The sequence below is a fragment of the Sulfitobacter pacificus genome (genome assembly GCF_030159975.1).
Lineage (GTDB): Bacteria > Pseudomonadota > Alphaproteobacteria > Rhodobacterales > Rhodobacteraceae > Sulfitobacter > Sulfitobacter pacificus.
In genome coordinates this window covers 1,219,233-1,231,174 of sequence record NZ_BSNL01000001.1, presented here as the reverse complement: position 1 = coordinate 1,231,174, position 11,942 = coordinate 1,219,233, and the positions used below count along the sequence as shown (strand labels likewise).

Here is an 11,942-nt window from a genome sequence, read left to right as displayed (position 1 = left end):
GCCCTTAAGTATTTTACAGTGAAGGCTTAGCCTTTGTTGCGCACACGCTCGCGCTGCTCAACGTAGAAGGCGTCAGACTTGGACAGCCATTCCGCAGAAGAGGTCAGCGAGGCTTCAAAGCTTTCGCGTGTCCGTGCGAACAGGTCATCGCCCATGTTTTCATCCATGACCTCGGAAGAGGCCGCACCGAATGCATCCCAGACATCGTCAGAGAACTGCATGGTTTTCACACCTTGCTGCTGCAAACGTGAAAGCGCCGCACCGTTGTTGGCCAATGTCTCGGCCAGCTGAATGTGGGTGGTCGCCATTGTCGCATATTCAATGATCTTCTGGTGCGCTGGGGACAGCTCGTTGAAGACATCAAGGTTCACAGCGCAAGCCAGACCGGAACCCGGCTCGTGGAAGCCCGCTGTGTAGTATACTTTTGCCACTTCCTGGAAGCCGGCGCGTTCGTCTGCAAACGGGCCAACCCACTCCAGACCGTCCAGAGCACCGGAAGACAGCGCCTGATACAGTTCGCCACCCGGGATGTTCTGAACAGATGCGCCCAGTTTACCCAGAACCTTACCACCAAGGCCCGGCATACGGAATTTCAGACCGTTGAAGTCTGCGGCAGAACCGATTTCATTGCGGAACCAACCACCGGACTGTGAACCGGAGTTACCGGCGAGGAAGGACTTGAGGTTAAAGATCTCGCCCAGTTCGTTGTGCAGGTCATGGCCGCCACCGTGGTGGTACCAGTTGGTCAGCTCTTGTGCTGTGCCGCCGAAAGGAACGGCAGTGTAATAGGCATAGGCCGGGTGCTGGCCGATGAAATAATAGTCAGCGGAGTGGTACATGTCGGCCTGACCGGAAGATACCGCGTCAAATACTTCGAAAGCACCAACCAGTTCACCCGGGGCTTTTTTGTCGATGGTCAGGGTGCCGTCAGACATCTCGTTGACCATGTTGTTCAGATAGGTTGCCGCATCGTCCAGCACGGCAAAACCGCGCGGCCAGGATGTGACCATTGTCAGTGTCTTCTTGCCTTGTGCGTAAACTGGTGCGGCAAGTGTTGTTGCGGCGGCGGCGGTACCACCGAGGGCAGATGTCTTCAGAAATGAACGACGATCCATAGGGTTACTCCTCCCGAGTAGAATGCCCGCGTCGCGCAGACTCGCACGCGCAGGTCGTTTCAAGTGGAGCTACCCTAGCAAGGGTTGCCAGAAGTGAAATACCTAGTTCTACGTAGGGACGACCCCAAACAGGCCCAAACACCAATTTTTGTTGACTATTTTGATACGAATCCCGCGCGCCTTCGCGAATGTTGCGGCCCGACACCCCGCCTGCCCTTTGATTCGTGACCGATTCGTCGTATCGAATCATTCATGCGGCGTTTCTTTCGTTCCTTTGTCCTCAGCTATGCGCAAAAGCTTACGCTTTTGGCGGCGATTCCGCTGATTGTCGCGGTTGCAGCCATTGCCATGATCGTCGCACTTCAGGCCCGCGCCCTTGCCGAACGCGAGATTTTCACGCTTGAGGCGCAGCTGATCGAGGCCAAAAAAGCAGAGCTGCGCAATTACGTAACTCAGGCCCGCAACGGGTTCTACTTTATCTACGGCAATGCGGCCCCGGATGATGAGGAAGCCAAACAGCGGGTGGCACAGATCCTGTCTGCGATGATCTACGGCGATGAGGGGCAATTCTTTGTCTATGACTACGAAGGAACCCAATTGGTCAGCCCACGACAGACTGATCGGATTAACCGAAACTGGCGGGGTCAGACCGATAGCGAAGGTACAGAAATTGTCGACGCGCTGATCCGCATTGCCCGAGAAGGCGCAGGCCATCACAGCTATCTCTGGCCAAAACCCAGCACCGGAGAAGAAGCGCGGATGATCACCTATGTGACCTCTTTTCCATCCTGGCAATGGGCAGTTGGGACCGGTGTGTTTATCGACGATGTGTTGGCATCGGTGGCCAGTGCGCGGGCCGATGTCGAGGCGCGGGTGCAACGCACCTTTGTCTATATCGGCGGCATCACCCTGGCGGCCTTGTTTGTGGTCTTTGCCACAGGCATGGGGGTGAATCTGCGCGAACGCCGCCTTGCTGATGCCAAGTTGAAAAAGCTGACCGAACGGGTGTTTGACGCGCAGGAAGAGGAACGCGGCCGCGTGGCACGGGAGCTACATGACGGGATCAGCCAGATCCTTGTTGGTGTACGCTATGCGCTGGACAGCGCGCGGCGGCGTCTGGAGCGGGGGGATGCCAAGGCGGCGGAACCTTTGGCCAAGGGGATCGACAGTCTGGGCGAGGCCATCATTGAGGTGCGCCGGATCAGCCGCGATCTGCGCCCCGGCGTGCTGGATGATCTGGGGCTTGGCCCCGCGATCAAAACCCTTGTTGAAGAATTCGAGGCCCGCACCGGCATCACAGGTCGATTTGAAACGGCGGTGTTTCGCAACCGTCTGGACGATGAAGCGAAGATTGCCCTTTACCGCATCGCCCAAGAGGCCCTGACCAATATAGAACGTCACGCCGGGGCAGATCAGATTGACGTCAGTCTGCGCGGGCACCGGCATGGCGCAACCTTGTTGATCCGGGACAATGGCTGCGGGATCGCAACAAGCCCCTCTGCCACCTCATCCGGGCTGGGCCTGCGCAATATGCAGGAACGCATGGAGCAAGTGAACGGCAAATTGGTGGTGCGCATCGGCAAGACAGGCGGCACCACTATTGAAGCCACGGTGCCTTTAAGCCATATGCTTCCGCCGGAAAGCTCAGAACATCCCAAGGTTGCTGCTGAATGACAAATCAGACCCGTGTTGTAATTGTTGACGATCACCCAATGGTCGCTGAGGGCATCCAATCCATTCTGGAAAGTTATGATGACATCAGCGTCATCGCGACACTGCCCAATGGGCGCGCAATGATTGACCAACTGGACCGGCTGAACCCCGATGTCATCCTGATGGATCTGAACATGCCTGACATTGGCGGATTGACCGCCACTGAAATCGTGCTGGAACGCCGCCCCGAGACGCGCATCGTGATCCTGACCATGCATGACAACCCCGAATATATTGCCAGCGCACTGAGCCATGGGGCAATGGGGTATCTGCTTAAGGACGTCCCCACCGACGAGATCAAACAGGCCATTGATGTGGTGATGGGCGGCGAACGCTATCTCTGCACAGGCGCGCAGGGTTCCATCGCCCCCAAGGATGATGGTGGTCGCGAAGCATTGACGGAACGCGAACAGACCATCCTGCTGCAACTGGCCTCTGGCAATTCAAACAAACAGGTTGCTGGCCAATTGGATATCTCTGTGCGCACGGTTGAAACGCACCGCAAAAACATCAAACGCAAACTTGGCATTTCCAGCACCGCCGGGCTGACCCGTTATGCCATGGAACATGGTGTTTTGCAGGGCACAGGCGCGCGCCTGTAGGGACTGGCGATGAAATTCACCTGCCACAATTCTCCCTCATGTGAAATGCCATTAGACCCAACATGTTTCAGCAGACCCAACATGTTTCAGCGCCCGCCCTTCGCTCATCACCGCCGTACGCCGTGTTCGGGGTACGGCGAATAGATATCTAAGAAATTGAAAATAAACAAAACTAACAGGGAAACCCAGACGTGATACAAGTCCTCGGGCGGCCAAATTCCGTAAATGTGCAAAAGGTCATGTGGTGTCTGGCCGAGCTAGATATCGAGGTGGACCGCAAAGACATTGGCGGGGCATTTGGCGGCAATGACGCGCCGGCCTATCGCGCCCAGAACCCAAACGGTAAGATCCCCACGCTGATTGATGAAGGCTATGTGATATGGGAATCCAACGCGATTGTGCGCTATTTATGTGATCTATATGGAACCGCGCCCTGGTTTCCAGCGGACGCCCGGCAACGGGGTCACGCCAGTCAATGGATGGACTGGTATCAAACCGCCCTGCACCTCCCGATGACCACGCTGTTCTGGCAATTGATCAGAACCGATGCTGCAGAAAGGGATCAGACGGCAATCAATGCCGCGATTGCGGAATGCACGGGCTTTTGGGCGATGCTGGACAAACACCTGGAGGAAAGATCCTTCATTCTGGGGGACCACATCAGCATGGCTGATATCCCGCTGGGCTGTGCCGCCTATCGGTGGCATAGGATGGAATTTGACCGACCGGCCTTGCCCAACCTGCGACGGTGGTGGGAGGTTCTTGCAAAACGGTCTGCCTACCAAAAACATGTGATGCTGCCCCTGACGTAAATATCGGCCACTGTTATCCGCGTGCCTTCCCCTTGCGCCCCCGGCCCCGAGCAACAAGACACCGACACATAGATCGCGATCCTCGCGCTGGTATGGTGCGGGCCATGTTACAGAATGGTCCGCTGAGAACGGCCATACGACAGCTGACAACGCGCCAAATGCCATCGAGTTTTCTTCTTAACCAAGACCAATCAGCAGGTAATTGCCCTGCCCCAACGGCAATTACAGTGCAGATTGAGGGTGAAATTTCAATTTATGTCGTTCCAACCACAAGAAACGTAACAAAATTCCAAAATGATCGCCGCCAAAGACATATTTCTCGCCTTATTGCCTGTTGACGCCCCGCAAAACCCCTCCTAATGTCCCGGAACGCATTAAGGAGCCTTTGGGCATGACCACTCTAGTCGTCATTCTAGGACAAACGCGCATGGGCCGGTAACGGTAGACCATATCTTGACCCATGCGCCCCCGACATCCTCGGGGGCTTTTTTATGCGCCACACAAATTAACGCCGCACGGAGCACTACGATGAAACGCCAAATGACCGGAGCCAAAATGATTGTCCAAGCCTTAATCGATCAAGGTGTGGACACTGTGTTCGGATACCCCGGCGGTGCTGTGCTACCGATTTATGATGAGGTGTTTCAGCAGAACTCGATCAAGCACATCCTCGTGCGTCACGAACAGGGCGCGGTGCATGCCGCCGAAGGTTATGCCCGATCCACCGGCAAGCCCGGCGTTGTTCTGGTGACCTCTGGTCCGGGTGCGACAAATGCGGTGACCGGCCTGACCGACGCCCTGCTTGATTCAATTCCGCTGATCGTTTTAACGGGTCAGGTTCCGACGTTCATGATCGGTTCCGACGCCTTTCAGGAAGCCGATACTGTGGGCATCACCCGCCCCTGCACTAAACACAACTGGCTGGTGAAAGAAACCGACCAGCTCTCCGGTGTCCTGCATGAGGCCTTTCATGTTGCCACCTCGGGCCGTCCGGGTCCGGTGCTGGTGGATATCCCCAAGGATGTGCAGTTTGCCACCGGCACCTATACGCCCAAGGCCCCATCTGTGTCACATTACCAACCCCGCCTTAAAGGCGATCTGGAAGAGATCACCGAATTGGTTGCCGCCATCGAAAAGGCCAAACGCCCGGTGTTTTATACCGGCGGGGGTGTGGTCAATTCCGGCCCCAGTGCCTCGCAATTGCTGCGCGAACTGGTCGATGCCACAGGTTTTCCAATCACCTCTACCCTGATGGGGCTGGGCTGTTATCCGGCATCGGGTGACAAATGGTTGGGCATGCTGGGCATGCACGGGCTTTATGAAGCCAATATGGCGATGCATGGCTGCGATCTGATGATCAACATCGGTGCAAGGTTTGACGACCGGATCACCGGCGTTGTTGACCTGTTCAGCCCGAAATCCAAAAAGGCGCATATCGACATTGATGCCTCCTCGATCAACAAGGTGATCCGTGTGGATATCCCGATCCTGGGTGATGTGGGTCATGTGCTGGAGGATCTGCTGAAAATCTGGAAATCACGGGGCCGCAAGACCAACTCCGAAGCGGTGGCCAAGTGGTGGAAGCAGATTGAGGAATGGCGCGCGGTGGATTGCCTGAAGTTCAAGCAGGAAGGCAAGATCATCAAGCCGCAATACGCCCTGTCCCGTCTTGAAGCGCTGACCAAGGACCGCGACCGCTATATCACCACTGAGGTGGGTCAACATCAGATGTGGGCAGCGCAATATCTTGGATTTGAAGATCCCAACCGCTGGATGACCTCCGGTGGACTGGGCACGATGGGCTATGGCTTTCCGGCGTCGATTGGCGTGCAGATGGCGCATCCAGACAGCCTTGTTATCAATGTGGCGGGCGAAGCCTCATGGTTGATGAACATGCAGGAAATGGGCACGGCCATGCAATTCAACCTGCCGGTCAAACAGTTCATCCTCAACAACGAACGCCTTGGCATGGTGCGCCAGTGGCAGGAGTTGCTGCATGGTGAACGCTATTCCCAAAGCTGGTCAGAATCCCTGCCAGATTTTGTGAAACTGGCCGATGCCTTTGGGGCCAAGGGCATCATCTGTTCCGACCCGGACGATCTGGATGATGCGATCATGGAAATGATCAATCATGACGGGCCGGTGATCTTTGATTGTCTGGTGGAAAAGCATGAAAACTGCTTCCCGATGATCCCATCAGGTAAGGCGCATAACGAGATGCTTATGGGTGATGCAGATACGCAGAATGCAATTGACGCAAAGGGGTCGGTTCTCGTCTGAGACGTTTTCTTAGAAAGAAAACGGTCGGAAACTTTGAACGTTTCCGACACCTCCAATTGAAGGATACGGAATATGTCAGCTCTAAAAATCAAAAAAGGTGCCACGTCGCACTCTGCCTACAATCTACGCCCCAATTTTTCTGACGTGATAGAGCGTCACACGCTGGCGGTGCTGGTTGAAAACGAACCCGGCGTCCTGGCCCGCGTCATCGGGTTGTTTTCCGGGCGTGGCTATAACATCGACAGCCTGACCGTGGCCGAGGTGGATCACACCGGACACCTTTCCCGCATCACCATTGTGACCTCGGGCACACCGCAGGTCATCGAACAGATCAAGGCACAGCTGGGACGGATCGTTTCCGTGCATGATGTGCATGACCTGACTGTCGAAGGCCAAAGCGTTGAACGCGAACTGGCAATGTTCAAAGTCACCGGAAAAGGTGAACAACGTGTCGAAGCCCTGCGGCTGGCGGATATCTTTCGCGCCAATGTGGTGGACAGCACCTTGGAAAGTTTTGTGTTTGAAATCACCGGTGCGCCGGAGAAGATCGACGCTTTTGCGGATCTGATGCGCCCCTTGGGCCTGTCTGAGGTGGCCCGTACCGGCGTGGCAGCCCTGTCCCGCGGCGATTGATCTGACGGATATTGCGGGGCGTCGGCACCTCCTTTGGACTGGCGCTCCCCTTTTCGCCTCGAACATCAGCGTCTGAACCTGAACAGAATATCTGTCGCTTTGTTTGCAGGCCGCAATTCCATTAAAAACAGAAATCTGCACACAGATTTTCGGTGGGCTTTGGTAAAATCGCGCCACCTTACCGTCCCGGCAAAAACCGCCAAACCTCTATGTCATATGACATAGACCGCAGCCGGAATTTTGCCTTAGAACCTGTTAATCAACGCTCCCGGATCTTTCTGCAAGGCGATGACTTTGCACGCCTTACCAATCGTGTTCTCGGATATTGAAGCTGGGCCAGCCGGTGGCACTTTAGCCGATTTCGCAACGTTTCAGCGGGCGGAGCATATTTGCTTTCTGAGGGAATGGAACAATTTCACCGGTTGGTGGTGCAGCAACTGATGTCGCATTTTCTTCAGCAACACTGCTGCGCAAACCATCGAGTAACCCATTGCAAACATTACTCTCTATAAGCCGGGCATTTGTTGCGCGCCTTGTCTTGCGCTCAATGGAGACATCAAACTGCACCATATCCCCCGGCTTAAATTGCCTTTGCTCATCGGCAATCATGGCCGCCGCGTCAAAATAGGCAAGATCCCCATGGTCTTCACACCAGAACACAGCTTTCTCGTCTTTCACATTACTCCAAAGTACAACCCCAAACATTAACAGCCACGCCCTTTCATCCCAGCAACCGCAAAACTTCTTACATGTATTATAAGTGTAAGCGGTTTCAGAGCACGGAGGCATTTGTGTCTAAAAATGCACCAACTGCACCAAAATAGCGTCACACCTGTTGCTAGTTAGCGTCAATTGTGCTATGATTTCGGGTAACAGTGCGCTTCACCTCAGAAAATCAGACCACGGACATATTGATATGGCCCGCCCTCCCCAATCTCCTGCTGAGTTGCGCAATATGTTTGGCGAAAACCTGCGCCAGCTTTCAAGCACCTATGCATCTGTTTCGGATCTTGCACGGCAATTGGGCATAAACCGCACCCAGTTTAACAGATACCTGTCCGGCGAGAGCTTTCCGCGCCCTGATGTGCTGGCCCGCATGTGCAGCTTTTTCAAGGTAGACGCGCGCGTGCTGCTTGAACCGGTGGATAAGATCGGAAGAGGCGAAGATCCGATTTCAAACTCGTTTCTACGGGAGTTTTTCGGGACAGGTGCCTCGAATGTTTCCGAAGACGCTTTTCCCAGCGGGTTCTATCGCTATTCCCGGCGTAGCTTTAGCGATCATAACATCTTTATCGTCGGGCTGATTATGATCCTACGGCAAGGTTCCAACACCTTTATGCGCGGTTACGAGACTGTTGAGTCGATGAAACTGCAGGATCTGCCGACAAATGCCCGCGCGCGCGAATTCCGCGCTTTGGTCATGCAGCAGGAAGATGGCATCGTTCTTTTGGTGTCGCGCCGCAACGCCATGACGTCATCGTTCAACTATCTCTATCGTGTTGCCTCGTTTGAAAACAACTTTTGGGTTGGCTTTATCACCCGCACCGTTCCCGAAGAAGTTGGCCGCCCCCGCGCCGTACGGATGGTATATGAGTTTCTTGGCAATAGGGTTGCGGATGCGCTACCAACGGCCCGTCAAGCCGGGTTTCATTCTGTTGACGAGCTCTTGCCGTTTCACCGCCGGCTGCTGCAACCGGACACCCCGTTCTCCTGACCCGCTCCTCTCCCTTCAACAGCTTGTGTCGCCCCTGATAAAAATGGGTCGCCGGGCAGCAATGCTGCCGGTCTGCAATCGCGTATATCTGGGGCACCAACAGGAGAGCACAGATGTCCCACCCCGTGTCCGATCTGAGTAAGGTTCGCCAGCCCATCGCGCAGGCAAACGGCCTGCCCAACGCCCATTACACCGATGCCACAGTTTTCGCTGAGGAACGTCAGGCGGTGCTGTTTGACCAATGGGCCGGATTGGGTGTGGGCGCGGATGTACCCGACATTGGCGATGCGGTGCCGTTGACCTTTCTGGAAATGCCACTGCTGATGCTGCGCGACAAGCAAGGTCAGGTGCGCGTCTTCCAGAACATCTGTCGGCACCGCGGGATGATCCTGATCGATGCCCCGCGCAAGATTGAGGGGGCGATCCGTTGTCCCTATCACAGCTGGTGCTATGCCACCGATGGGCGTTTGGTCAGCACCCCGCATATCGGTGGTCCGGGACAGAACACACATGAAGGAATTGACCGTGATCTGCTGGGGCTGATCGAGGTGCGCAGCCATATCTGGATGGATGTTGTCTATATCAATATCTCCGGCACCGCCCCGCCTTTTGAGGATGCCCATGCCGATCTGATGGCCCGATGGGCGGAATTTGACAAACCCCTGTTTCATGGCGGTGCAGACAGTCGTTTCACCCTTGAGGTGAACTGCAACTGGAAACTGGCGGTCGAGAATTATTGCGAAAGCTATCATCTGCCCTGGGTGCATCCGGCGCTGAACACCTATTCACGGCTCGAAGATCACTATCACATTGAAGCTACGGGCAGGTTCTCTGGGCAGGGCACATGGGTCTACCGCCAGCTTAAGGACGAAGATGGCACAGTCTTTCCCGATTTTGAGGGTTTAGACGCGAAATGGGACACGGCGGCAGAGTACATCACCGTTTATCCAAATGTACTGCTGGGCGTGCACCGTGATCATACCTTTGCCATTGTGCTTGTTCCCCATGGTCCAGACCGCACAGTAGAACATATCCACCTCTATTATGCTGCCGAGAAAACACCTGACGCGCTGCGCCAGCGCAATACAGAGCAATGGAAAGAGGTCTTTGCCGAAGATGTCTTTGTGGTCGAGGGCATGCAACGGGGGCGTCACGCAGCCGGTTTTGACGGTGGCAGGTTTTCACCGGTGATGGATGGGCCGACCCATATGTTCCACGATTGGGTCGCTTCCCGGCTGGAACAGCATCGCAGCGCAGGTGCGGCGGATGACCCGGCGCATGTCGCGGAATGAGCAGCATTGATGCGGCCCTGTTGGCCGCTCATGCGGCGGGGGATGGCACGGCGATGATGCGGCTGTATGCGAAGGCGGCAGAGGCGGCAAAGACATCTGACGCCGCGGCGTTCTACCTTACCCATGCCTATGTTTTTGCATTGGAGGCCGGGCACGCTGATGCCCCTGCCCTGCATCAGCGCCTGATCGACGCCGGGCGCGAACATCCCGCCGCACCACCACGCCCGCCAAAACGTTAGGACCTTGGCCCTATAGCACTTTCGAAAAACCTCAATCACTCAACCGCGCCTGAAATTAGAGATTTCAACGGGTTAAGTGATACGCGGTGTCTCAAGTATTTCCAGAATTGCTTTAATCAGCCGGGCATGGGCCGCGCGCGGGGCCAATCGGTTGCAGTATGCCAATGCTGCGCAAGTTGCAAAAGCTGGCCGTCACTGCCATGCCGCCCGATCAGTTGCAGCCCACCGGGCAAGCCATTGTCGCCAAAACCTGCTGGAATATTCACGACCGGCAAGCCGATCAGCCCTGCGGGGATCACCACCTGCATCCAGCGGTGATACGTATCCATCGACACCCCTGCAATCTCGATTGGATGCACCATGTTCACGTCAAACGGCCAGCATTGCGCCGAGGGCAGCACCAGCACATCCACCTGTTCAAACAGCCGGTTCACTGCGCGCAGCCAGTCAGAGCGCACCATGCTGGCGTGATTGATCTGCATCGCCGTCATGTCCAGCCCGCGTTCGATCTCCCAAATGGCGGCGGGCTTGAGCAGAGCGCGTTTTTCAGGATCCGCATAAAGCGCGTGATTGCCGCCTGCCACGGAAAAGGAGCGCAGGGTGATCCAGCTGTCCCACATTAGATCCGCATCAAACGGGGCCGGTATCTCTGTCACCTGATGGCCAAGCTCTGCCATCTGTTGCAGGGCGGCAGCGCTAAGCTCTGCAATGCCTTTCTCATAAGGGAAGGCACCGCCCCAGTTGCCCAGATACCCAATCCGCTGCGGGGCCAACTGGGTGGCCAGCATGGGCAAGGTTGCCTCCGGCGAGCTGCTGAGAGGCTGGGCCGGATCTGCACCGGTCATCGTATCCAGCAATGCGGCAAGATCCGCCGGGCAACGCGCCATCGGTCCTGAGGTGGACAGCTGATGCAGAAACACATCCCCCTCGGGATCATCGGGCACCGTGCCCCATGTGGGGCGCATGCCGTACACATTGTTCCATCCCGCCGGATTGCGCAACGACCCCATCATGTCGGATCCATCGGCAACCGTCAGCATCCGCGCGGCCAGCGCTGCCGCTGCCCCGCCAGAGGACCCGCCAGAAGAACGATCAAGACTATAGGGATTGCAGGTGGCCCCATGCACAGGGTTGAACGTATGGCTGCCCAGACCGAATTCCGGTGTGTTTGTCTTTCCGATGATCAATGCCCCGGCAGCGCGCAGACGCTGGACCATCAACTCGTCCTGTTGCGCAATCACCCCCTTATACAGGGGGGAGCCTTTTGACGTCGGCAGCCCCTTGGCGTCAGCCAGATCCTTGATCGCAATGGGTATCCCATGCAGCCAGCCTTTGCGCGGTGCCGCATCCGCGGCCCGCGCTTCCGCCAGCAGATCATCACCATCACGCAATGACACAATGGCATTCACCTGAGGGTTAACCGCAGCGATACGCGCCAGTGTCGCTTCCATCAGCTCATGCGCAGATATCTCACCTTGTTCCAGTGAGGCCGAAAGCGCGCGCGCGTCTTGTTCTAAAATATCCATTGGTGGACTAGATTAA

General features: G+C 56.0%; 11 protein-coding genes. 8 read left to right on the top strand and 3 right to left on the bottom strand.

What is annotated here, in order from left to right:
- Positions 1–26 precede the first annotated feature (26 nt).
- Entirely contained in the window at positions 27–1,115 is a 1,089-nt protein-coding gene (locus tag QQL78_RS06220) for a TRAP transporter substrate-binding protein (protein ID WP_284371661.1), read from the bottom strand.
- Between the two features lie 252 nt (positions 1,116–1,367).
- On the opposite strand from QQL78_RS06220, the gene QQL78_RS06215 reads away from it, so the two are divergent.
- The 5 genes from QQL78_RS06215 to ilvN all read left to right on the top strand — a co-directional run bounded on the left by QQL78_RS06215 (position 1,368) and on the right by ilvN (position 7,155).
- A complete protein-coding gene (locus tag QQL78_RS06215; RefSeq protein WP_284371659.1) occupies positions 1,368–2,789 on the top strand; it encodes a cache domain-containing protein in 1,422 nt (473 codons plus the stop codon).
- On the top strand, positions 2,786–3,430 hold the full coding sequence (locus tag QQL78_RS06210; RefSeq protein ID WP_284371657.1) for a response regulator transcription factor: 645 nt from the start codon (positions 2,786–2,788) through the stop codon (positions 3,428–3,430). Before QQL78_RS06215 ends, QQL78_RS06210 begins: the two co-directional genes overlap by 4 nt.
- Positions 3,431–3,621: 191 nt before the next feature.
- Positions 3,622–4,242: a glutathione S-transferase family protein gene (locus QQL78_RS06205; protein WP_284371655.1), complete on the top strand. Its 621-nt coding sequence runs from the start codon at positions 3,622–3,624 to the stop codon at positions 4,240–4,242.
- Positions 4,243–4,770: 528 nt separating this feature from the next.
- Positions 4,771–6,522 carry an acetolactate synthase 3 large subunit gene (locus QQL78_RS06200; RefSeq protein WP_284371654.1) on the top strand — a complete coding sequence of 584 codons (1,752 nt, stop codon included), beginning with the start codon at positions 4,771–4,773 and terminating at the stop codon, positions 6,520–6,522.
- Between the two features lie 72 nt (positions 6,523–6,594).
- Entirely contained in the window at positions 6,595–7,155 is a 561-nt protein-coding gene (ilvN, locus tag QQL78_RS06195; RefSeq protein ID WP_284371652.1) for an acetolactate synthase small subunit, read from the top strand.
- A gap of 351 nt (positions 7,156–7,506) precedes the next feature.
- Here the strand turns inward: ilvN and QQL78_RS06190 are convergent, their stop codons facing one another.
- Positions 7,507–7,833 carry a hypothetical protein gene (locus QQL78_RS06190; RefSeq protein WP_284371650.1) on the bottom strand — a complete coding sequence of 109 codons (327 nt, stop codon included), beginning with the start codon at positions 7,831–7,833 and terminating at the stop codon, positions 7,507–7,509.
- Between the two features lie 238 nt (positions 7,834–8,071).
- Here QQL78_RS06190 and QQL78_RS06185 point away from each other — a divergent pair, with 238 nt between their 5' ends.
- The 3 genes from QQL78_RS06185 to QQL78_RS06175 all read left to right on the top strand — a co-directional run bounded on the left by QQL78_RS06185 (position 8,072) and on the right by QQL78_RS06175 (position 10,400).
- Positions 8,072–8,869 carry a helix-turn-helix domain-containing protein gene (locus QQL78_RS06185; RefSeq protein ID WP_284371648.1) on the top strand — a complete coding sequence of 266 codons (798 nt, stop codon included), beginning with the start codon at positions 8,072–8,074 and terminating at the stop codon, positions 8,867–8,869.
- A gap of 113 nt (positions 8,870–8,982) precedes the next feature.
- On the top strand, positions 8,983–10,161 hold the full coding sequence (locus QQL78_RS06180; RefSeq protein ID WP_284371646.1) for an aromatic ring-hydroxylating oxygenase subunit alpha: 1,179 nt from the start codon (positions 8,983–8,985) through the stop codon (positions 10,159–10,161).
- Positions 10,158–10,400 (top strand): hypothetical protein, encoded by a 243-nt coding sequence (locus QQL78_RS06175; RefSeq protein ID WP_284371644.1) that lies wholly within the window; start codon positions 10,158–10,160, stop codon positions 10,398–10,400. Before QQL78_RS06180 ends, QQL78_RS06175 begins: the two co-directional genes overlap by 4 nt.
- Before the next feature lie 116 nt (positions 10,401–10,516).
- Here QQL78_RS06175 and QQL78_RS06170 read toward each other — a convergent pair whose 3' ends face one another.
- Positions 10,517–11,926: an amidase gene (locus QQL78_RS06170; RefSeq protein ID WP_284371642.1), complete on the bottom strand. Its 1,410-nt coding sequence runs from the start codon at positions 11,924–11,926 to the stop codon at positions 10,517–10,519.
- Positions 11,927–11,942: the final 16 nt, after the last annotated feature.

What these genes read in the sequence shown, in the direction of transcription:
- QQL78_RS06180 (WP_284371646.1), top strand. Translation starts at nt 8,983, where the DNA reads ATGTCCCACCCCGTGTCCGATCTGAGTAAGGTTCGCCAGCCCATCGCG.
- QQL78_RS06175 (WP_284371644.1), top strand. Translation starts at nt 10,158, where the DNA reads ATGAGCAGCATTGATGCGGCCCTGTTGGCCGCTCATGCGGCGGGGGAT.
- ilvN (WP_284371652.1), top strand. Translation starts at nt 6,595, where the DNA reads ATGTCAGCTCTAAAAATCAAAAAAGGTGCCACGTCGCACTCTGCCTAC.
- QQL78_RS06170 (WP_284371642.1), bottom strand. Translation starts at nt 11,926, where the DNA reads ATGGATATTTTAGAACAAGACGCGCGCGCGCTTTCGGCCTCACTGGAA.
- QQL78_RS06185 (WP_284371648.1), top strand. Translation starts at nt 8,072, where the DNA reads ATGGCCCGCCCTCCCCAATCTCCTGCTGAGTTGCGCAATATGTTTGGC.
- QQL78_RS06210 (WP_284371657.1), top strand. Translation starts at nt 2,786, where the DNA reads ATGACAAATCAGACCCGTGTTGTAATTGTTGACGATCACCCAATGGTC.
- QQL78_RS06200 (WP_284371654.1), top strand. Translation starts at nt 4,771, where the DNA reads ATGAAACGCCAAATGACCGGAGCCAAAATGATTGTCCAAGCCTTAATC.
- QQL78_RS06215 (WP_284371659.1), top strand. Translation starts at nt 1,368, where the DNA reads ATGCGGCGTTTCTTTCGTTCCTTTGTCCTCAGCTATGCGCAAAAGCTT.
- QQL78_RS06220 (WP_284371661.1), bottom strand. Translation starts at nt 1,115, where the DNA reads ATGGATCGTCGTTCATTTCTGAAGACATCTGCCCTCGGTGGTACCGCC.